The following is a 22,348-nucleotide window of genomic DNA, read 5'->3' on the forward strand; positions in this document are numbered from 1 at the left end:
GCAGATGACCCCTCATGTTCTTTATTTTGATTCTTCTTCAAGATGATTTTCCATTTTGGTAAACAGCTTTTTAGAAGCTTTAGATGGTTTGTTGGTCAAGAGGCTGACAATGATGGCAGTCAAACCACTTAAAATAAATCCTGGAACCATTTCGTACAAGCCAGTTGTATTATTCAAGCCGGTTGAAATCCATGTTAAGACTACAACTGCCCCAACAACCATTCCTGCTAGTGCACCGTGATGGTTCATTCGCTTCCAATATAGGCATAGAAGGATGACTGGACCAAATGAAGATCCAAAACCTGCCCAAGCATAACCAACAAGGTCAAGAATGGTATCACTTGGATTAAGTGAAAGACAAAGCGCGATAATGGCAACGACCAATACAGACATACGTCCAATCATTACTAGTTCTTTGTCTGACGCTTTTCTTCTAAAGAAAGTCCGGTATAAATCCTCTGTCATTGCACTTGCAGTCACAAGCAGCTGTGAAGAAATCGAACTCATAATCGCAGCTAAAATAGCAGAGAGTAAAAATCCAGTAATATACGGATGGAATAACACCTTAGAAAACACAATAAAAATGGTTTCTGGGTCTGCTAAAGTGGTACTAGTCTCATGTACATAAGCGACACCGACTAATCCAACAGACAGTGAACCAATAACAGACACAATCATCCAGCTCATACCGATACGACGTGCTGGTTTTAAATCTTTTACAGTCGTAATGGCCATGAATCGAACAATAATGTGTGGCTGTCCAAAGTAACCAAGCCCCCATGCTAAGAAGGAAATAATGCCAATGACGCTCGTTCCTCTGAATATATCAAGCAATTTTGGATCAATTTGTTGGATATCTTGATACGTGGCAATTGGGCCACCTAATTGAGTAAAGGCAACGATCGGCACGAGCACTAATGCTAAAAACATAATGGCTCCTTGAACAAAATCAGTTAAGCTAACTGCCAAAAAGCCGCCGAATAAAGTGTATAAGATCACGATACTAGAGGTTAAAATTAAACCAAACATATAATTGGCACCAAACGCAGATTCGAATAAACGACCGCCAGATACCATACCTGATGAGGTGTACAGTGTAAAGAAAATCATAATAATGACAGCCGAGACAGCTTTTAATAAAGTAGAAGAATCTCTAAATCGTTTGTCAAAAAAGTCTGGAATGGTGATCGCATCATCAGCAACCTCAGTATACGATCGTAAGCGAGGAGCTAAAAATAGATAATTCAAGTAAGCCCCGCTAATCAAACCAACAGCAAGCCATCCTGACGAAAGCCCTGTTGTATACATCGCGCCTGGAAGTCCCATGAGCATCCAGCCGCTCATATCTGAAGCACCAGCAGATAGAGCTGTCACGTAAGGACCCAGCCCGCGTCCGCCCAACATATAATCATTCAAGTCATTTGTTTTTCTAAATGCATACCAGCCAATGGCCAGCATTCCAATAAAATAAATAGATAGAGAAATTCCAATTTCAATACTCATGTTTCCATATCACCTTTTTCGTATTAATTTGACATCACCTCATTCAAAATATACAAGAACATCCAATTCGTTTGTCTGCTCACTGCTATGGTTACTTAACCTAACAGAGTATTCCCTGCTGATCAACCTTCTTAAACCTCTTTCTTACATAAAAAAATGCGTAAATGATTGATGGGAATCTATATGTAAGCGCTACCAAAAACATTTAAAAGAAAAAATTTTCTGATAAATATTCAACCTCTGATACAAATTATTTTCATAGTTTCTAGTTTGGGGTGAATGGCTACCATCTCAAGCCTGCGTAAAGTTGCTTTAGAACAGTAAAATTTGATATGATAAAGTGTATATGACTTATGATCATGACCACGAACACGTATCATTTTTGGAGGTGAACCTGCATGTCTAGAATTTCAATAGAAGAAGTAAAGCACGTGGCGCATTTGGCACGGCTTGCAATTACAGAAGAAGAAGCTGAAATGTTTACTGAACAGCTTGATAGCATCATTTCATTTGCAGAGCAGTTAAACGAGGTAGATACGGAAAACGTTGAACCAACAACACACGTATTAAAAATGAAAAACGTCATGAGAGAAGATGTTCCGAATAAAGGTCTTTCCATTGAGGCAGTTATCAAAAACGCGCCTGATCATAAAGACGGCTATATTCGTGTGCCATCAATTTTGGACTAAAGGAGGCCTGAGGCATGTCACTGTTTGATCACAAAATTTCTGAATTAAAAGAGCTTTTACATAAAAAGGAACTGTCTGTTTCTGATTTAGTGGACGAGTCTTATAAACGAATCAATGAAGTAGACGGGAAAGTACAAGCATTCCTTGCACTGGACGAAGAGAAAGCTCGTGCGTATGCAAAGGAATTGGACGAGGCAGTTGGTGAAAAGGACGAGCTTGGTCTATTGTTCGGTATGCCAATCGGTGTGAAAGATAACATCGTCACAAAGGATTTACGTACAACAGCATCTAGTAAAATCCTGCAAAACTTTGATCCTATTTATGATGCAACGGTTGTCAATCGTCTAAGAGATGCGGAAGCAGTTACAATCGGTAAATTAAATATGGACGAATTTGCAATGGGATCTTCTACAGAGAACTCAGGCTACAAAGCAACGAAAAACCCTTGGAATTTAAACACTGTTCCAGGTGGATCAAGTGGTGGCTCAGCAGCTTCTGTTGCAGCAGGTGAAGTACCATTTTCACTTGGATCAGATACGGGCGGTTCGATTCGCCAGCCGGCATCATTCTGCGGCGTTGTGGGTCTGAAACCGACGTATGGCCGTGTATCTAGATACGGCTTAATCGCATTTGCTTCTTCATTAGATCAAATCGGACCGATAACGCGTAACGTAGAGGACAACGCATATGTTCTTCAAGCGATTGCTGGGGTCGATCAAATGGACGCAACGAGTGCAAATGTCGACGTCCCAGATTTTCTTTCTTCATTAACTGGAGACATCAAAGGCATGAAAATTGCTGTGCCAAAAGAATACCTTGGAGAAGGTGTTGGCGAGGAAGCAAAAGAGTCTGTTCTTCAAGCATTAAAAGTATTAGAAGGACTTGGTGCAACATGGGAAGAAGTGTCTCTTCCGCATTCTAAATATGCGCTTGCGACTTACTACTTACTGTCTTCTTCAGAAGCATCTGCAAACCTTGCGCGTTTTGACGGCATCCGTTATGGCTACCGTACAGATAATGCAGACAACCTAATTGATTTATATAAAAATACTCGTTCTGAAGGCTTTGGAAACGAAGTGAAACGCCGCATCATGCTTGGCACATTCGCTCTTAGCTCAGGATATTATGATGCATACTATAAAAAGGCGCAAAAAGTCCGTACATTGATCAAAAAAGACTTCGAAGATGTTTTTGAAAAGTATGATGTCATTGTAGGACCAACAACACCAACTCCTGCATTTAAGATTGGTGAAAAGACAAGCGATCCACTGACGATGTATGCGAACGATATTTTAACGATCCCTGTGAACCTTGCAGGCGTTCCAGGAATCAGTGTGCCTTGTGGATTTGCTAACGGTCTTCCGTTAGGACTGCAAATCATTGGCAAGCACTTTGATGAAGGAACGGTTTACCGCGTGGCTCACGCTTTCGAGCAAGCAACAGATCATCATAAAGCAAAACCTGAACTGTAAGGGGTGAATCAGAATGAACTTTGAAACGGTAATTGGACTTGAAGTCCACGTTGAGCTAAAAACACAATCAAAAATTTTCTCCAGTTCGCCGACACCTTTTGGTGCAGCTGCCAACACGCAAACAAGTGTCATCGACCTTGGATATCCTGGTGTACTGCCTGTATTGAACAAAGAAGCGGTGAACTTTGCAATGAAAGCAGCAATGGCGCTAAACTGCGAGATCGCAACAGATACAAAATTTGACCGTAAAAACTACTTCTATCCTGATAACCCAAAGGCGTATCAAATTTCTCAATTTGATAAACCGATCGGTGAAAACGGCTGGATTGAAATTGAAGTAGAAGGCAAAACGAAACGAATCGGTATTACGCGTCTCCATTTGGAAGAGGATGCAGGTAAACTGACGCATACAGGCGACGGATATTCACTTGTCGATTTCAACCGTCAAGGCACACCGCTTGTTGAAATCGTATCTGAGCCAGACATTCGCACACCAGAAGAAGCGTATGCTTACTTAGAAAAACTAAAATCCATTATTCAATATACAGGCGTATCTGACTGTAAGATGGAAGAAGGCTCGCTTCGCTGTGATGCCAACATTTCACTTCGTCCGATCGGCCGTGAAGAGTTTGGAACGAAAACAGAGCTCAAGAACTTGAACTCATTTGCTTTCGTCCAAAAAGGCCTTGAATTCGAAGAGAAACGCCAAGAGCAAGTATTGCTTTCTGGCGGCTTGATCGAACAAGAAACTCGCCGCTATGATGAAGCGTCTAAAAAGACGATCCTCATGCGTGTCAAAGAGGGTTCTGACGATTACCGCTACTTCCCAGAACCAGATTTAGTGGAGCTGTACATTGATGACGAGTGGAAAGAACGCGTAAGAGCATCGATCCCAGAGCTTCCAGATGAGCGCCGCAAACGCTACATCGATGATCTAGGGCTTCCTGCGTATGATGCGATGGTGCTGACGCTGACAAAAGAAATGTCTGATTTCTTTGAAGCAACCATTTCAGAAGGTGCAGAAGCGAAGCAAGCTTCAAACTGGCTGATGGGTGAAGTATCTGCCTACTTAAACTCAGCTCAAAAAGAGCTGGAAGATACAAAGCTAACGCCGCAAGGCCTGGCTGGCATGATTAAGCTCATCGAAAAAGGAACGATTTCTTCTAAGATTGCCAAAAAGGTATTCAAAGAGCTGATTGAAAATGGGGGAGACGCAGAAACAATCGTCAAAGAAAAAGGACTTGTCCAAATTTCTGACGAAGGTGCCCTGCTCAAACTTGTCACAGAAGCACTTGATAACAACCCGCAATCCATCGAAGACTTTAAAAATGGAAAAGACCGCGCGATTGGTTTCTTAGTCGGACAAATCATGAAAGCATCGAAGGGACAAGCAAACCCGCCGATGGTCAACAAGATTCTCCTAGAAGAAATCAAAAAACGCTAAATAGCAAAAAACCGCCTCATGAGAAGAGGCGGTTTTTTTATTTGAACTGACAGGGTCTTATCATAGATTCAGACCACCGCCGTATATCAATTCGGGGATTCTTTTCTTATAATGAAGCGTAAGCGAAAGTGCACATTCGAAGGGGGATAAAGGTGAACGAATCGGAAAAACAGCGCGTAAAGTTATGAAAGAAACAGCTTCAATTGTTCGACTACTCTTATGACAGCAGGGTCCTCACACTTTTCTAAATTCGTCAGCATCCCTTGAATGACTGGCTTACGAGGCTCAGCTTTCGCCAGTTCTTCCTCAATGACTTCAATGGATACAAGGGTATCATCAGAAAGTAAATGCTCAAGCTTTAACAAACGAAGCTCCTCTTGAAGGGAAGCAGCACTCGGCGCTTCATCGTCCCAAATGGTTGGCTTTAAGATCGGTTTCGTCTGAGAACGAAGCATGCCTTGAACCAAATCATCAAACCGTTCGAGTATAAAGGAAGAGAGCTCATCAAATGATAATTGCAGCTGATCTTGTAAAAGCAGCACCTGCACATACGATTGGATGATTCCTTGAATCATGACTGACAGGTCAGTTATATATGGTTCGATCTCCTGTCCATAAGTGGTCAAGATGGAAATTTGGATTTCCTCATTCATTTGCTTTTTCACAGTTTTTGAATACTTTTTAATTTGCTGGTTTTCTGGAATAATGTTCTCGCTGAGGATCAAAATGATAAAATCCTTGTTCTCAGCAAAATGCTGAAACTGTTCAGCGATTTGCTTCTGGAAGATCTCTCTCGGCGCGAGATGCTGATTCTCTTTTCGAATCGTTTCAATACTTTGCATGGACGTGTCGATATAATATTCAAAGGCGCGATTGAAAAGCTGTTCTTTTGATTTGAAATGTAAATAAAATGCGCCTTTTGATATTCCGCACTCATCTGCAATTTCCTGAATGGTCGTAGAAGAAAAACCCTTTTTCGCAAACAACTGGATGCTTGCTTTAATGATTTTTTCTTTTTTTTCGTTCATGAAATAAGGCCCCTTCAGCTTTAGAATGTTACGTCAAACGCAAGTGAAATGGTTGACGGCATTGTATATCACCGTTTATTATGATATAGAATGACCAGTCAGTCAATACATAAAGGAAAATGGAGGACATAATGAATTCGATCATCAATTTTGTATTAAAGAATAAGTTCGCTGTATGGCTCATGACGATTATCGTAACAGTTGCTGGTCTATATGCCGGATTGAATATGAAACAAGAATCAATCCCGAATATCAACACTCCAGTCATTACGGTTTCTACAACGTATCCTGGCGCAACGCCGGACGAAGTATCAGATAAGGTGACCGACCCGATTGAGAAGTCTATTCAAAACCTCAACGGAGTCAATGTTGTCACATCCAATTCATTTGAAAATGCCTCATCTATTCAAATCGAGTACGACTACAAGAAAGACATGGATGAAGCAAAGAAGGAAATTGAAGATGCGATTAGCAATATCAATTTTCCGGAAAATGCAGAAAAACCAAAAATCGCACGCTTTAGCATTAACGCAATTCCAATCTTAGCGATCAGTGTCTCTGGTGATAAAGAATCATTAGAAGACCTTACACAGAAAGTAGAAGACGACCTTGTTCCTTCCATTGAAGGATTAGACGGTGTCTCTTCTGTCGAAGCTTCAGGACAGCAAATCAAAGAAGTAGAATTTTCTTTTAAACAAAAGAAATTGAAAGAATACGGTTTAGATGAAGAAACCGTTCAAAACATGATCAAAGGCTCTGATGTCAATGTACCATTAGGTCTATACACGTTTGGTAACAAGCAAAAATCAGTTGTCGTGGACGGCAATATTTTAAGCGTCAAAGATTTGAAAAACATGCGAATCCCTGTCACACCAAGTGCAAGCGGCGGTGCGGGAAGCGCTGGAGCTGGAGCACCATCTAGCGGCGCTGAAAACCCAGGTGCGCAAGGTGCGGAGCAGCAGGCAGCAGCTCAGCAGCAAACTGGTGGAGGTGCAGCAAGCAGTCAATCTGTAGAACTGCCAACGATCAAGCTTTCTGAAATTGCGGATATTAAAGTAGTAAAAGATGCAGAATCGATTTCTAGAACGAATGGAAAAGACAGCATCGGCCTGCAAATTGTCAAAGGTTCTGATGCCAACACTGTGAGTGTGGCAGAAGAAGTGACGAAAGAGCTTGAGAAATTCAAAAAAGACAATAAAGGAATCAAAGTCAGTACGACATATGATCAAGCAGAGCCGATTAAAGAATCTGTCAGCACAATGCTGAACAAGGCGATCATCGGAGCAATCTTTGCGATCATTATCATTATGTTGTTCCTTCGAGATATCAAATCAACATTAATTTCGGTCATCTCCATTCCGTTATCCTTGTTGATTGCTGTTTTATTATTAAATCAGCTGGATATCACATTAAATATCATGACACTTGGTGCCATGACCGTCGCCATTGGGCGTGTGGTCGATGACTCGATTGTGGTCATAGAAAATATCTATCGACGAATGGCGTTAAAGGATGAACCGTTAAAAGGCAAGACACTCGTCAGAGAAGCCACAAAAGAAATGTTTATCCCGATAATGTCTTCGACGATTGTGACTATTGCAGTATTCTTACCGTTAGCATTAGTGGGCGGAATGATTGGTGAACTATTCATCCCATTTGCATTAACCATTGTGTTTGCTTTAATGGCGTCACTGCTTGTCGCTATTACGATTGTTCCAATGATGGCACACAGTCTATTTAAAAAGAACCTGTATGGCACAGCGAAAAAAGTAAAAGAGCATAAACCAAGTAAGCTTGCCGGCGGTTATAGACGTGTACTCAATTGGACACTGAACCATAAATGGATTACATCAGGAATTGCGATTCTTATGCTTGTCGGAAGCTTATTCTTAGCACCACTTGTCGGTGTCAGCTTCTTACCACAGGAAGTAGAAAAGACGGCGATGGTGACATATACTCCTGAGCCGGGACAAACGAGAGAACAAGCAATTGATGAAACGAAAAAAGCAGAAGAATATTTGATCAAGCGTGACCATGTCAATACTGTTCAATATTCACTAGGTTCTTCAAATCCTATGACAGCAAGTGTAGGGGGCAACTCTAACGGTGCGTTATTCTTCGTACAATATGACGATGACACGCCAAACTTTGATAAAGAAAAAGATAAAGTGACGAAAGCCCTGCAAGACAAAACGTCTAAAGGGGAATGGAAATCACAAGACTTCTCGTCTGCTGGCGCAAGCAATACCGTAACGTACTATGTCTACGGCGACAAAGTAAGCGATATTGAAGGCACAGTAAAAGATGTCGAGAACATCTTAAAAGATGAGAAAAATTTAAAAAATGTCAGCACAAGCTTATCTGAGAAATACGACGAATATACGTTTAATGCAGATCAAGAAAAACTGGCGAAGCTAGGTCTAACTGCTTCACAAATCGCTCAAGTGATTGCCCCTCAAAATAGTGAAACAACACTAACGAAAGTCACAGAAGACGGCAAAGAACTTGATGTGAAGCTTCAAACCGAAAAAGACGAATATAAGAGCATAAAAGATGTAGAAAATAAAAAAATCACAACACCTACAGGACAAGAAGTTCGAATTGGTGATGTCGTAAAAGTAAAAGACGGTACGACAGCAAATACAGTGACAAAGCGTGATGGGAAAATCTACGCAGAAGTGTCTGGTGACATGACAACAGACAACGTCTCAAGTGTAACGCAGGATGTTCAGAAGAAAGTCGACAAGCTTGATGTGAAATCTGGCGTAACGATTGACACAGGCGGCGTAAGTGCGGATATTGAGGAATCCTTTACACAGCTTGGTCTCGCAATGCTTGCAGCGATTGCCATTGTGTACCTCGTTCTCGTCATCACATTTGGCGGAGGTCTTGCACCATTTGCGATTCTATTCTCACTTCCATTTACAATTATTGGCGCGCTCGTTGGATTGTTTTTAGCAAAAGAAACCATTAGCTTAAACGCCATGATTGGACTGCTCATGCTGATCGGAATTGTTGTAACAAATGCGATCGTCTTGATTGACCGAGTGATTCATAAAGAAAAAGAAGGTCTTTCAACAAGAGAAGCTTTACTTGAAGCAGGAACAATAAGATTACGTCCAATCTTAATGACGGCACTCGCAACGATTGGTGCACTGCTGCCACTCGCATTAGGATTTGAAGGCGGAAGCCAGATCGTATCAAAAGGACTTGGCGTCACCGTCATTGGCGGTTTAACAAGTTCTACACTTCTCACATTGGTCATCGTCCCAATTGTGTATGAAATTTTAAGCAAGTTCAGACGTAAGAAGAAGTACGCTGAAGAAGAATAAGAGGAAGCCAAAGGGCTGAAATAAAGATCATTTCAACCCTTTCTCACTCATTTGAAAGCCCCGTTTATTGGCGGGGCTTTTTTTATGTTGAAATCTGACAAACAGCTTTTCTCATGAGCTCTTCAAATGCATGGAAAAAGGCATCACGATCGACATGGTCAATGACTTGTATTGACTTTCCATCTGAATGTTCTTCGGTACGTCCTTGCTTTGGCGTGTCGGTATAAACGATTGCGTTCACTTCTTTTGAATGGGTAAATGATGAAGAAGCAAGCGTCATCGTGGTGAGTACGTCCCATAAGTAATACGTCGAATTCGTTTCATGATGAATGAGTGGTGGACAAAAGGCATAGCACTGCCCAATAAAATCAATTCCAATGTGAGAACGAAGGGAAGCCCAGCGCTGACGCACATCAAGTGTAAGCGGCACTTGATTCGTGCTTTCAAGTGCGACTATCTCAATAGGAAAGCGTTCCTTGAAGACGGTGCTGACAGCATAAGGGTCCCAAAATGCATTCCATTCTGCTGTCCCATCATGCTCGGGTTCCTCCACATTTCCCTTTTCAAGAAACGTACCGCCCATCCATACCAATTTTTCAATTTTATTAGAGATGGAAGGATCCTCTTCTAAAGCCCGAGCAAGGTCTGTGAGCGGGCCTGTAAAGAGCAGCGTGACAGGTTCTGCTGCCTTTTTAACGGTTTCAATTAAATGAAGGTGTGCTGGAAGCTTGGATACGTTTGTATCAACAGTGCCTTTCTCGTTTAAAAGAGGTAAGGCGTCTACATAAAAAGCATGCATGCGCCACTCTTTCGGAAAAGGATTGACGCCTCTAGAATTTGAAGCAGCGACTTCAATTTCATAAGGGCTAAATCGATCGATAATTTTTTGAGACGCACTGAGAGCTGGCTCTAAATAACAATCAGCAGGTATGACAGACGTCCCGATCACTTTCAGGTGTTCCATTTGAAGGAGAAGAAATAATGAGACGAGATCATCAACACCACCATCATGATTAAAATAGACAGGCTTTTTCATCGCAAACCATCCTTTACAGCGTTTTCTTTTATCTTATCAGAATGCTTTCTTGCTGAGGGAAATGTGGCAGGAGATTTCTAATATTAGGTGGTTGTTCTGTTGCCATTTTCAAATCTCATAGTATAATTAAAGGTTGTTAGTGGTGAAAATAGATTGCATAATGAATATAGGATGATGATGAATGAAACGTGCTCGAATTATATACAATCCGACATCTGGGCGTGAACTCTTCAAGAAGAATTTGCCGCAGGTTTTGCAAAAATTTGAACAAGCTGGCTATGAAACATCTTGTCATGCAACGACATGTGCAGGAGATGCGACACAAGCAGCTGAGAATGCCGCACAGCGAGACTTTGATTTAATTGTAGCAGCAGGTGGAGACGGCACGATCAATGAAGTTGTCAACGGACTAGCCCCGCTTGAAAAAAGACCAAAACTAGGAATTATTCCCGTTGGAACAACAAATGACTTCGCAAGAGCACTTGGCATTCCACGAGAAGGTGTTTTAAAAGCAACAGATGCCATTATAGAAGGTGTAGCGAAGCCGCTTGATATCGGTAAAGTCAATGGACATTATTTTATTAATATTGCAGGAGGCGGCCGGTTAACAGAGCTCACTTATGAAGTGCCTAGTAAGCTGAAGACAATGCTTGGACAGCTTGCGTATTATTTAAAAGGCATGGAGATGCTTCCTTCGATCCGCCCGACAGAAGTCGAAATTGAATATGACGGTAAGTTGTTTCATGGAGAAATCATGCTGTTTCTTGTTTCACTCACAAATTCAGTAGGCGGCTTTGAAAAGCTAGCGCCAGATTCCATTTTAGATGATGGAATGTTTGACCTGATTATTTTAAAGAAGGTCAATTTAGCAGAAGCCATTCGAGTAGTCAGCCTTGCACTTCGAGGCGAGCATATTCATGATAACAATGTCATCTACGCAAAAGCGAATCGCGTGAAGGTAGATGTAAAAGATAAAATGCAATTAAATTTAGATGGCGAATTCGGCGGCATGCTGCCAGGTGAATTTGAAAACCTGTATCGTCATATAGAATTTATTGTGCCAAAAGCAACAGCTGAAAAAATAGGGTAGAGATTGAACTTGGTTCCTTATGGCGCCAAGTTTTTCTTTGCAAATGAGGTGATAAAATTGGTGAAAATGAAACCGCCTGTTGAAAAGAATGAATACTACAATGTAACCTTCGAAGACTTAACGCACGAAGGTGCAGGTGTAGCGAAAATTGAAGGATTCCCTGTCTTTGTACCGAATGCCCTTCCAGACGAACAAGGGAAAATCAAGGTCACACGTGTGAAAAAAGGATTTGCTTTTGGGCGACTCATGGAGCTGACAAAGGAAAGTCAGCACAGGCAAGATGCGCCATGTCCCATTTATAAGCAGTGCGGAGGCTGTCAAATTCAGCATATGAGCTATGAAGGCCAGCTGCTATTTAAACAGAAACAAGTAAAGGACGTTTTAGAGCGGATCGGCAAGCTTGATATGAGCCGTGTAAAAGTTCATCCTGTACTCGGCATGGAAGACCCTTGGAATTACCGAAACAAAGCACAAGTTCCAGTTGGCGAACGCGAAGGCGGACTTGTTGCAGGATTTTATCAGCAGCGTACCCATGAAATCATTGATATGGAAAAATGTCTGATCCAGCAGTCAGAAAATGACGAAGTGGTACAGGCAGTAAAAGACATATGCAATGCGTTTGGCATCAAAGCATATAACGAAGAGCGGCACAAAGGCTGGCTGCGTCATGTGATGGTTCGCTACGGGATTGCAACAGGTGAAATGATGGTTGTGTTTGTCACTAGAACGGCTGACTTTCCGCAAAAGCAGCAAGTGATTGACCAGATTATAGCACGCTTCCCACACATTCGGTCAATTGTGCAAAACGTGAATTCGAAGAAAACAAATGTCATTTTCGGAGACGAAACGACTGTTTTATGGGGAGAAGAATACATTTATGACACAATTGGCGACATCAAATTTGCTATTTCAGCCCGCTCGTTTTATCAAGTGAATCCAGCTCAAACAAAGGTGCTTTACGACAAAGCGCTTGAATATGCAGAGCTGCAAGGCGAAGAAACCGTGATCGATGCGTATTGCGGAATAGGTACGATCTCCTTATTTCTCGCACAAAAAGCAGGCAGAGTCTATGGCGTGGAAATTGTGCCAGAAGCAATTGAAGATGCAAAACGCAACGCTGACTTAAACGGAATCAACAACGTCGAATTCGCGGTCGGCGAAGCAGAAACCGTCATCCCAAGCTGGTACAAAGAAGGCATCAAAGCAGATACGCTAGTTGTCGATCCGCCAAGAAAAGGCTGTGATGAAGCACTGCTTGACACCATTTTAAAGATGAAACCAAACCGAGTTGTGTATGTGTCCTGTAATCCGGGGACGCTAGCTCGTGATTTGCGTATTCTTGAAGATGATGGGTATGTGACAGAGGAAGTGCAGCCTGTGGATATGTTTCCGCATACCTCACATGTGGAATGTGTGGCGCAACTTATTTTAAAAGAAGGCAACTAACCCGTATGGGTGTTGTCTTCTTTTTTTATAGTAGGGGGATTAACAAAGTTTTAGTTGAAGAGCCCTCAAACTCTTTGTCGGTAACTGCTGGTACTTAATCAGACAATTCACAGAAAATTTATTTTAACTTTTTGATATAATAGAAATATGAATAAAATGTAAAATTGGTAATTAAAAGGATGATGAGAAGGTTTGTTATTGGAATATAAGAAAAATCATGGTCGTCGATTAGGGGGGAATAATAGTGAGCATTTTAGCATATATAGCAGGAACTTTGATAGCCCCAAATTTTGCGGGTTATCTTTTGTCAAAAGGTTTAACAAATCGAGGTGAAAAGAGATTAATTAAAGACATAGAAGATACAGTTAATGAATTTAATCGTAAGTTTGATAATACTGAGGTTGATAGTAACTATTTTATAGAGTTTCTTCAACAGAGCAAGACTGTTGAGACAATAATACAAAGAGTATTTTATGCATATAACACTACAAAGGAAGATTACCAAGATATATTTAAGAAACTAGCACAAGAAGCGGTCGAATTTGTCAATATTAAAAAAGATGAATTTAAGCATACACCTATTAAGAAACCGAGTGATTTTGAAGAGTACTTCTCTGAGTTATTTGAAATACTAGTAAATTTTCGAGAGTCGTTATTAGATATTAAAGACAAGGCAATTGTATCAATGGTTGATGAGTCAATTGGTAAATCAGAAGGGGAAATTATAAGAACAATTGAGGAGCTAAGGGCCGATTATTTGTTAGGAGGGAATAAACACCTTTCGTCTAATGAACAAATCAAGCCTAGGCTAGAGGAGTTGAATTGCGAATATAAATCAACTTTTATTCCGTTGGACAACAGTCTTATAAAGAGAAAAGAATTTTCTTTATGTAGAGAAGCATTAGATTCAGAGAAATCTTTAATAATACATGGAAAGGCTGGAAGAGGGAAAAGTGGATGTACAGAAGATGTTATCAATTATTGTGAAGAAAATGAGATACCATATTTAGCAATTAAATTAGATAAACGAGTTCCCAGTATGACTGCCGAGAAGTGGGGAGAAGATTTAGGATTACCTGCATCAATCACTCATTGTATTCACAGTGTTTCTAAAAATGAAAAGGCAGTAATTATTTTGGATCAGTTGGATGCCCTACGCTGGACTCTTGCTCATTCTAGAGATGCTTTATTAGTATGCTCTCAGATTATTAATCAAGTAGAGACATTGAATAATGATAGAAAAAACAAGATATCTGTTGTTTTTGTGTGTCGAACTCATGATTTGGAAAACGATAATAATATTAGAGCATTATTTAAAAAAGATGATTCAAAAGAGGACGTTATTCAATGGGATAGGGTTCAGGTTAATGAGTTGGACGAGGAATTAGTTGAGGGTATTGTTGGAAAGCGTTATGAGCAACTAACAAGTAAATTGAAAGAGATACTAAGAATTCCAAGCAATTTATATATTTGGAAACAGCTAGACCCTGGCAAAGTATATGCAGAATGTTCTACCGCAAGCCATTTGATCTCAGAATGGTGGGGACAGCTGTCCGAAAAATGTTTTGAGTTTGGATTGAGAGAAGACAATCTAACTCAGATTAAAGATAAGATGGTAACTTTTTTAGAAAAGTCTAGTAGAATATTTATTCCTTTAAGTATATTAAACGAAAATAAATCAACCTTAGAATTCTTATCTTCAAATGCTTTCTTAATAATTCAGGATAGAAAAGTTTCATTCGCTCATCAGTCTATATTAGACTGTTTTTTAGCAGATAAGATGCTTCATAGATATTATGATGGTGAAGATATCGTAGATATTATTGGGGCTAAAGATAAACAAACACCTGGTAAAAGATATCAAGTGCAAATGTTTATGCAAAATTTATTTGAAATTGATAGCCATGATTTTATTACTGTTGGACAAAAAATGTTTGAAGCAAAACAAATCAGGTATTTTGTCAAATTTGTTTTCTTCGAGGTGTTAAACCAGATAGATAATATAGATGAAAATATACAAAATTTTATTGTGAATAACTGCGAAAATGAAATATTCGGTAATCATATTATTAATAATGTTATATTTTCCAAGCCCAATTATATTAAGTTGCTTAGACAATGTGGCATTTTAGAGAAATGGTTTAACACCCCATCTAAGAAAGATATAGTTATCAATTTGCTTGTAAGTATGAGTCCTAATTTTGAAGCTGATGATATTACCTTCATTGAAAAATATTCATTTAATTCACAGGAAGACGATAATAAATTCTCTAAATGTTTTTTGCGCGATATAAATCAGGATACGGATGAGTTATTTGAATTAAGAATGAAATTTTATAAGCGATATCCGCGAATGGCTGATAACTATCTTGATTTTAAGTCGATGCTCAAAAATAGTGAATTAAGAACAATACGGCTGTTAGCTTTTTTATTGAAAAATAAAATTAAAAGCGGGGGTAAACAAATTTATTATTACGAAGAAACATTTCTTTATGAAGACTCTGAAATTTTAATAAATAATGGAGAAGAGGTTCTTAATTTATTATTACCATTCGTTCCAATAGATAAAGACGCAAGTTTTATTTATAGTGAGTGGTCTGGATTTTATATTCATAAAAGAGGTCTAGAAAGGGCTTCTATTCAAATTATAAAGAAAGCGAATGCAGCAATAATTTCTCAACAACCGGAAAAATTCTTTGATTACTATAAAAAATTCATGGGGAAAGGTAATGATATATTTAATGAAATTATATTGGATGGATTATCTAAATTGTCAGGAAGTTATAGTGATGTTGTAATTAATTATTTATGCAGTGATTTCAACAGTAACGCATTCGATAATACAAGTGGAAATGGTGATAAATTAATTCTTGCCAAACAAATATTAGAAAAGCATACGAGATACTGCAGTGAAGTTATTTTTAATTTATTGGAAGAGAGAGTTCTAACGTATCTTTCTCCACAAGCTAAAGATATATATCGACGTAGAATTAATTATAATAAAGAAAAAAATGGTCATACAGTTTATTGGAGTTTTTGGGGAGATTTTCAAAAAGAAATTTTAGAGGTTCTCCCCTATAATCGATTGAGTACTCAAGCAAAAAATTTGCTGAGTATTTTAAGACGTAAATTTCCTGAAGGGTCAAAACTATATAAATATTCAAATGGGCACAGTGGGTGGGTAAGCTCACCCGTGACAGGGAAAAAATTAAATAATAAAAGATGGCTAGAGATTTTAACTAATACAAAACTTATTCACAAAGATCATTCCCAGTGGAAAGAAGTTTCAGGAGGGTTTATTCATAATTCTATTGAAGAGTTTGCAAGTAGCTTTAGCAATGCTGTTTCTGAGGAACCCGAAAGAATGATAAATCTAGTTCTTTCAAATAAAGAGAAAGTTCTGGAATCATACGTAGAATCCTTATTTAGTGGCGTTGCATCTAGTAAGGCATTGAGTAATGTGCCGGTAGAGTTATTGGAAAAAATGATTTTGACCTATCCATATGATTATACCTCATATCGAGCGAACGACATTTGCTCAATCATTAGAAACAGGAAAAACGTAAATTGGTCTCATGAGATTTTGGATACTCTAAAGGATATTGCGATCAACCATAATAACCCAGAATTAGGAGTTGTAAATGTAACTAATAATGAGGATAAAGAAATGCGTAGCTTTGAGATGTTACAAAGTAATGCATTAAACTGTGTAAGAGGTAACGCTGCTCAAGCAATAGCAGAGTTATTATGGAATGAAAGAAGTTTGTTTATACAGTTTAAAGATACAATTGAAAAGTTGACATTAGATGAAAATGCGGCTGTCAAATTTGCTAGTTTATTTGCATTATGGCCTTCATATAACATTGAAAGAGATTGGGCATCAAAATTATTTTTAATTCAATATGAGCAAGATTATAGGCTAGCGGGCTTCTTTGGCACGAAAAATATGCTCTTTTTACTATATCCGAAATATCGCGAACAAGTATTAGAAGTTATTAAAAAATGCTACAAATCTGAAGATGAAAGATTAGTTGAAATGGGTGGACATTGTCTTTCAGAGATGTTTATTCTAAAAAAAGAATTTACACAAGTAATGAATAATGTTGATAAAATGAGTGAAGTACAAGCAAAAGCAATTCTCCATATGACAATTAATTATTTCAATAAAGATGAATTTAATTCATCAGCAAAGAATATAATGCTTAAATTTAAGGCAAGTAAATTAGATTTGGAGATTCCGATTTCAAGGTTATTTTATGATAATCTTATAGATTTAAAGAGAGATAAGGATTTTATGATTGAAATAATGAATTCTGGTTTAAACCGTAGAATAGTACATGCATTTGTTCATTATCTTGAAGAAAAATCAAAATCAATAGTTGATTACAAAGATATTATATTTTCAATGAGTCACCACTTACTTGGAAACGAAGTTGGTAAGTTTGAAGAGATTTGGGGGATAGAAGATGAAATTTCTAAATTAATCATTGGATTATATGACGAAACCTCTAACTCAACTATTCCTGAGATAAAAGCTATTGCAAATGAATGTCTTAATATATGGGATTTGATGTTCGAAAATCAATTTGGTCAAATTAGGTCCTTGAGTCAAAAACTAATGGAAAGATAAGACGTTGTTGCATAACTATTATGTGCATCATTTTACACCTTTAGATCTTTTAAGTAACTATCAGATATCTCGTGTAATCTATATTCGCATCTTTATGTTAACTGGATAAATTTAGAATTCCATATATAAATAACCCCCTTGTCTAGATAGGGGGGTCTTCTTCTATATTTTGATTTTTTTGATCAAGCGCAGAGGATATAATATCAAGACCAATGTATAAAAAGCTAACAAAGAAAGATAAAATCAATACACCATTTCCCCATATAGAAACTTCAACTATCTCCATATTTAGTACATATTTAATTGAAAAGTAAATAAGAGCCCACGAAGCAAAAAATTCTAAAATATAAGTTATCCATTTTGGGACCTTCAACAAAAAAATGATTCCTTTCCCTATAAATAAAACTATAAATGACCAAAAAATTACGATGATGCTAACTAACAAAGAAAAGGTCACCAAAGAGAAAAATGAATCATAAGTTATGTATTCGCCGAAAAGAAAATTTACTCCCAATGATACTAGGTAAAGCATGAAAGTCGGAATAGCAATAACGAAACCAAGGGAAAAACATATTAGTAAAATAAGAAGAACGGCAGCAATAGCACCTGGGGGTTCATCTACAACATTTTTTTTCCTTAAAAAAGTATAAAATATGATAGAAACTAAAAGAAGTATTAAAAAAGTCAATGAAATCACATAAGAAAAAGACAATATATATACCCTCCATAAAAAAGCGCTATTAGAAAACTAATAGCACTTATTGTTTATTTAAATAAGAGTAATGATGAATTTTGCCAAAGTTTTAGCAACATCTTTAGGTGCACCCATTTTAATAAAAGCTGTTACAAACTGTTTTTCTGTCCACTTTTCCCCTTTATCCATTACCTTTGCGATTTTAGCAGATTTCTTTCTGATCCAAGCAGCAGCCTTTGGATTAAAGGGTTTCAATGCTTTTGATAGTAACCATCCACCAGAACGTAAAGCACCTCGGAATGCTTTATATGACCATGAAACAGCACCTTGAGTAGAAACTTCCCCGTTTGTGGCTTTTTGAGTTGTTAAAGCATTTGACTGAATAGGGCTAGTGCTGTTATTTGTTGCGGCTTGTTGTAAAGATGTTTTATATACCTTCGTATGTACTGGTGCTATTGATTTAGTTGGCTCCGCTGCAAACGCAGTAGTCGCACCAAGACCGGAAGTTAATAAAGTTGCGCTTAATAGTACAGGAACAAACTTCTTTCTAAAAGTCATAGTAATTTCGCCTCCGAAAATTTAATGAAGAGGCTGTTTATAGTGCTAAAAAAATCTTGTTGTTCAAGCCTCAATTATAAAATACATCTTGAGAAAAAACAGTGGCATATGTCTTGAATTCTTATAGGACTTTTATATAAGATAATCACTCCTTTCTTGATTTACATAAAAATTGTAATAACAACCAAATTAAGGGTAAATAGTATTTTAATACTGTATTTTCACAACGTTATATATTTGCTTGTCTATATAATTGTATTTTTTTTATGGAAAAATTGCGGTTTCTTTTCGGTGTGGAAATATTTCGAAAATGATAATATATGTCATTATAGGGAATAGCAAGAAAGGGGATGGTAGGAGTGGAGAAAATTCTTTCTTCTCAAGTTGGTATATTGATAAATGATTGGTATAGATTTATAAGGACATTCAGCGTGCCGGACGCAGAGATTTTAAAAGAACAGGTTGAAAGAGAAATAGAGGACATGGAAGAGGATCAAGATTTACTGCTATATTATCAATTAATGGAGTTTAGGCATCGACTCATGCTTGAAAGTCTTGTGCCTATTGAAATGAATCAACAACGCCCCACTTTACCCGATTTACTCAGAGAAATAGAGAACAAACAGCCCCACGTCAAAGGAACGCTTGACTACTATTCAAACTTCTTTAGAGGTATGCACGAATTCCACCAAAAAAATTATGTTGCTGCTATAAATTTTTACAAGGCTGCTGAAGAACATTTAAAGAATGTTCCCGATGATATAGAAAGAGCCGAATTTCATTACAAACTAGCTGATGCATATTATCGCATTGATCAACATTTCGTATCGTTAAACCATTTGGAAAAAGCAAAAGAAATGTATTCAACAAGCGAGTTTTACAAAGCGAAAGTAGTCGGTTGTAATATCAAATTTGGAGCGAATATGTACGACTTATACCGCTTAGATGAGGCAGAATCTTATTATAGGGAAGCCTTGAGCTTGGCTCAAGAGCTTAATGAGGAAACAGCCCAACGGATTATTGGTGTAATACATCATAATTTAGGTTTAGTGAAAAAAAGAGCCGGAGAAATTGAAACCGCAGAAAATGAATTTCTAAATTCAATTCAAATAAAAGAACATGCCGAAACGATCTCGGGAATTAGAACACTTTATATGTTGTCCTGGGTATTCTACGAACAAGATAAAAAAGATAGAGGAAACCAATATTTCACCATTGGCTTTAATAGAGCTAACTTTGCAGACGATCAAGAATATATAGCTAAATTAAAAATCATTTATGCGCTTTTTGAAGAATATAATGAATCGGAGGTAAATGAAAGCCTCAGTTATTTAGAAAGCAAAAGTTTGTGGCAAGATGTAGCGGAGTTATCAGATAAACTCGCAGATTATCATTATCAAAAAGGGAATTTTGAATTGAATAGAGAATATCTAAAAAAGACCATTAAAGCACAACAACAAATACTAAAAATGGCGGAGGCGTTATGATGAAAAAGTTATTTATCAGTTTAACAATTTTTTCTGTGTTATTCGCTGCCGGTTGGTCACTTGATAAAATCATTACTTCTAACACTTATCATGTAACAGAAAAGGCAATTACAATTTAAAGAGCCCCTGCATAGGGCTTTTTTATTTGAATATCTTTTCATTAGTTTGCCGGATGCTGTACCTGCTGCCCGTCGCGTGACATGTTTACCTGAAGTAGCTTTTTGAACGGCGTTTACGTCTCCTCAAATTTTTGATATTTTATAAAGTGCTGATAGTATTTTGTTCATTTTATACTCCTTTTGCGTTGAATCCTTACTAAAGTATATAATGATAAAAATTGCTGAAAGACTTTATAGAAGGACATGCCCTTAAAAGGCGCTATGTCATGAGAGGAATTGGATGAAAGATGAGTAAAAATTTCTGGCGTGATTTACCGCGGCCATTTTTTATATTAGCACCAATGGAAGAAGTGACAGATGTTGTGTTTCGTCATGTTGTGAGTGAGGCGGCGAGACCGGATGTGTTTTTCACAGAGTTTACGAATAGTGAGAGCTATTGCCATCCTGATGGGATTCAAAGTGTGAAAGGGCGTTTAACGTTTACAGAGGATGAGCAGCCGATTGTTGCTCATATTTGGGGAGACAAGCCTGAGAACTTTAGACAGATGAGCATTGGAATGGCGGAATTAGGTTTTCAGGGGCTTGATATTAATATGGGCTGTCCTGTCCCGAATGTTACGCAAAACGGGAAGGGCAGTGGATTGATTCTTCGCCCAGATGTTGCGGCAGAGCTGATTCAAGCGGCAAAAGCAGGGGGATTACCTGTCAGCGTCAAAACAAGACTTGGTTTTACAGAGGTTGATGAATGGCACGATTGGCTCAGACACATTTTGGAGCAAGACATTGTGAACTTATCGATCCACCTTCGTACTAGAAAGGAAATGAGCCAGGTGGATGCGCATTGGGAGCTCATTCCTGAGATCAAAAAACTTCGTGATGAAGTAGCACCTGATACGCTTTTGACGATCAATGGTGATATTCCTGATCGTCAAACAGGCTTAAAGCTCGCTGAGCAGTATGGAGTGGACGGAGTGATGATTGGGCGCGGAATTTTCCATAACCCATTTGCCTTTGAAAAAGAGCCGAAGGAGCATACGAGTGATGAGCTGCTAGGTCTTTTAAGATTGCATCTTGATCTTCACGATCAATACTCATCACTAGGCTTGCGTCCATTCAAGGCACTGCACCGTTTCTTTAAGATTTATGTAAAAGGGTTCAGAGGAGCGAGTTTTCTAAGAAATCAATTAATGAATACATCATCAACAGATGAAGTGCGTGCAATGCTAGATGAATTTGAAGCGAGAAATCAAGAGCAATAACCATTGAAAAGAGGAGGGGAAGCCCTTCTCTTTTTTCTATGAATAGGACTATTAAACTAGTTGCTCCAAATGGTAAAATGAGATAGAAATAACAATTGGAGGTATTATATTTGAAATCATTTTGGGATAAAGACATAGAAAGTGAAGAGACATTTAAGAAAATCAATGAGAAAGGCATTGCAAAAGCGGAAAAGAAGCTAGGCATCATCCTGCCTGATACATATAAAAAACTGATTCTTGAACAAAATGGCGGTTATACCCTGCATAATGCTTTTCCAACGGACCAGCCGAATGGATGGGCAGAGGATCATGTGTCATTTGATCATTTAAGAGGAATTGCCAAAGACGAAGGCATCATGGACAGTGATTATTTAATAGAAGAATGGGAATTGCCTGAGGGACTTGTGCTTATTTGTGGAGATGGACATACGTGGATTGCATTGGACTATAGAGAAACAAAGGAACATCCGCCAATTCATTACTTTGATCTAGAAGATGAGACGGATTTTAAATTAGCGGATTCGTTTGATGAACTGATTGCTGGGCATTATACTGCTGAAT

General features: G+C 38.3%; 14 protein-coding genes and 1 pseudogene. 10 read left to right on the forward strand and 5 right to left on the reverse strand.

The annotated features are described in order from the left end of the window. Positions 1-21 precede the first annotated feature (21 nt). Positions 22-1,503: a sodium/proline symporter PutP gene (putP, locus tag MHH68_RS03475; protein WP_339165154.1), complete on the reverse strand. Its 1,482-nt coding sequence runs from the start codon at positions 1,501-1,503 to the stop codon at positions 22-24. A 398-nt stretch (positions 1,504-1,901) separates the two neighbouring features. Between putP and gatC the strand changes: the two genes are divergently transcribed. Genes gatC through gatB form a run of 3 tightly spaced genes read left to right on the forward strand, consistent with a single transcriptional unit; the run spans position 1,902 to position 5,108 of the window. Continuing rightward, complete coding sequence (gatC, locus tag MHH68_RS03480; RefSeq protein WP_003213898.1) at positions 1,902-2,192, forward strand: Asp-tRNA(Asn)/Glu-tRNA(Gln) amidotransferase subunit GatC; 291 nt, start codon at positions 1,902-1,904, stop codon at positions 2,190-2,192. Between the two features lie 14 nt (positions 2,193-2,206). Beyond that, positions 2,207-3,664: an Asp-tRNA(Asn)/Glu-tRNA(Gln) amidotransferase subunit GatA gene (gene gatA / locus MHH68_RS03485; protein ID WP_050945742.1), complete on the forward strand. Its 1,458-nt coding sequence runs from the start codon at positions 2,207-2,209 to the stop codon at positions 3,662-3,664. A gap of 13 nt (positions 3,665-3,677) precedes the next feature. Further along, positions 3,678-5,108, forward strand: a complete 1,431-nt coding sequence (gatB, locus tag MHH68_RS03490; protein WP_061407034.1) for an Asp-tRNA(Asn)/Glu-tRNA(Gln) amidotransferase subunit GatB — start codon at positions 3,678-3,680, stop codon at positions 5,106-5,108. A gap of 182 nt (positions 5,109-5,290) precedes the next feature. On the opposite strand, the gene MHH68_RS03495 is transcribed toward gatB, so the two are convergent. Beyond that, the gene (locus MHH68_RS03495) at positions 5,291-6,136 is read right to left on the reverse strand and encodes a TetR/AcrR family transcriptional regulator (RefSeq protein WP_058015495.1); all 846 of its coding nucleotides are present in this window, start codon (positions 6,134-6,136) and stop codon (positions 5,291-5,293) included. A 131-nt stretch (positions 6,137-6,267) separates the two neighbouring features. Between MHH68_RS03495 and MHH68_RS03500 the strand changes: the two genes are divergently transcribed. Next, the gene (locus MHH68_RS03500; RefSeq protein ID WP_339165157.1) at positions 6,268-9,468 is read left to right on the forward strand and encodes an efflux RND transporter permease subunit; all 3,201 of its coding nucleotides are present in this window, start codon (positions 6,268-6,270) and stop codon (positions 9,466-9,468) included. 82 nt (positions 9,469-9,550) lie between these two features. Here MHH68_RS03500 and MHH68_RS03505 read toward each other — a convergent pair whose 3' ends face one another. Then, on the reverse strand, positions 9,551-10,504 hold the full coding sequence (locus MHH68_RS03505; RefSeq protein ID WP_339165159.1) for a nucleoside hydrolase: 954 nt from the start codon (positions 10,502-10,504) through the stop codon (positions 9,551-9,553). A 181-nt stretch (positions 10,505-10,685) separates the two neighbouring features. Here MHH68_RS03505 and MHH68_RS03510 point away from each other — a divergent pair, with 181 nt between their 5' ends. From MHH68_RS03510 to MHH68_RS03520, 3 genes are all read left to right on the forward strand, one after another. Beyond that, positions 10,686-11,594 carry a diacylglycerol kinase gene (locus MHH68_RS03510; RefSeq protein ID WP_058015492.1) on the forward strand — a complete coding sequence of 303 codons (909 nt, stop codon included), beginning with the start codon at positions 10,686-10,688 and terminating at the stop codon, positions 11,592-11,594. 60 nt (positions 11,595-11,654) lie between these two features. Beyond that, positions 11,655-13,040 carry a 23S rRNA (uracil(1939)-C(5))-methyltransferase RlmD gene (gene rlmD, locus MHH68_RS03515; RefSeq protein ID WP_339165161.1) on the forward strand — a complete coding sequence of 462 codons (1,386 nt, stop codon included), beginning with the start codon at positions 11,655-11,657 and terminating at the stop codon, positions 13,038-13,040. Positions 13,041-13,284: 244 nt separating this feature from the next. Then, positions 13,285-17,670 carry a hypothetical protein gene (locus MHH68_RS03520; protein ID WP_339165163.1) on the forward strand — a complete coding sequence of 1,462 codons (4,386 nt, stop codon included), beginning with the start codon at positions 13,285-13,287 and terminating at the stop codon, positions 17,668-17,670. A 142-nt stretch (positions 17,671-17,812) separates the two neighbouring features. Here MHH68_RS03520 and MHH68_RS03525 read toward each other — a convergent pair whose 3' ends face one another. Together MHH68_RS03525 and MHH68_RS03530 are read right to left on the reverse strand one after the other, a co-directional pair. Continuing rightward, complete coding sequence (locus MHH68_RS03525; RefSeq protein ID WP_339165165.1) at positions 17,813-18,382, reverse strand: hypothetical protein; 570 nt, start codon at positions 18,380-18,382, stop codon at positions 17,813-17,815. Between the two features lie 57 nt (positions 18,383-18,439). Then, positions 18,440-18,922, reverse strand: a complete 483-nt coding sequence (locus MHH68_RS03530; protein WP_339165166.1) for a hypothetical protein — start codon at positions 18,920-18,922, stop codon at positions 18,440-18,442. A 350-nt stretch (positions 18,923-19,272) separates the two neighbouring features. On the opposite strand from MHH68_RS03530, the gene MHH68_RS03535 reads away from it, so the two are divergent. The 3 genes and pseudogenes from MHH68_RS03535 to MHH68_RS03545 form a co-directional block, all read left to right on the forward strand. Next, the gene (locus tag MHH68_RS03535) at positions 19,273-20,409 is read left to right on the forward strand and encodes a Rap family tetratricopeptide repeat protein (protein ID WP_339165168.1); all 1,137 of its coding nucleotides are present in this window, start codon (positions 19,273-19,275) and stop codon (positions 20,407-20,409) included. 406 nt (positions 20,410-20,815) lie between these two features. Continuing rightward, complete coding sequence (locus tag MHH68_RS03540) at positions 20,816-21,787, forward strand: tRNA-dihydrouridine synthase (protein WP_339165170.1); 972 nt, start codon at positions 20,816-20,818, stop codon at positions 21,785-21,787. 110 nt (positions 21,788-21,897) lie between these two features. Then, positions 21,898-22,347 (forward strand): annotated as a pseudogene (locus MHH68_RS03545) (SMI1/KNR4 family protein); the annotation flags it as partial. Between the last annotated feature and the right edge of the window lies 1 nt (position 22,348).

This window comes from Bacillus sp. FSL K6-2841, assembly GCF_037976435.1.
Classification (GTDB): domain Bacteria; phylum Bacillota; class Bacilli; order Bacillales; family Bacillaceae; genus Bacillus; species Bacillus pumilus.

What these genes read in the sequence shown, in the direction of transcription:
- putP (WP_339165154.1), bottom strand. Translation starts at nt 1,503, where the DNA reads ATGAGTATTGAAATTGGAATTTCTCTATCTATTTATTTTATTGGAATG.
- MHH68_RS03505 (WP_339165159.1), bottom strand. Translation starts at nt 10,504, where the DNA reads ATGAAAAAGCCTGTCTATTTTAATCATGATGGTGGTGTTGATGATCTC.
- MHH68_RS03510 (WP_058015492.1), top strand. Translation starts at nt 10,686, where the DNA reads ATGAAACGTGCTCGAATTATATACAATCCGACATCTGGGCGTGAACTC.
- MHH68_RS03540 (WP_339165170.1), top strand. Translation starts at nt 20,816, where the DNA reads ATGAGTAAAAATTTCTGGCGTGATTTACCGCGGCCATTTTTTATATTA.
- MHH68_RS03495 (WP_058015495.1), bottom strand. Translation starts at nt 6,136, where the DNA reads ATGAACGAAAAAAAAGAAAAAATCATTAAAGCAAGCATCCAGTTGTTT.
- gatA (WP_050945742.1), top strand. Translation starts at nt 2,207, where the DNA reads ATGTCACTGTTTGATCACAAAATTTCTGAATTAAAAGAGCTTTTACAT.
- gatB (WP_061407034.1), top strand. Translation starts at nt 3,678, where the DNA reads ATGAACTTTGAAACGGTAATTGGACTTGAAGTCCACGTTGAGCTAAAA.
- MHH68_RS03530 (WP_339165166.1), bottom strand. Translation starts at nt 18,922, where the DNA reads ATGACTTTTAGAAAGAAGTTTGTTCCTGTACTATTAAGCGCAACTTTA.
- gatC (WP_003213898.1), top strand. Translation starts at nt 1,902, where the DNA reads ATGTCTAGAATTTCAATAGAAGAAGTAAAGCACGTGGCGCATTTGGCA.
- MHH68_RS03500 (WP_339165157.1), top strand. Translation starts at nt 6,268, where the DNA reads ATGAATTCGATCATCAATTTTGTATTAAAGAATAAGTTCGCTGTATGG.
- MHH68_RS03535 (WP_339165168.1), top strand. Translation starts at nt 19,273, where the DNA reads ATGGTAGGAGTGGAGAAAATTCTTTCTTCTCAAGTTGGTATATTGATA.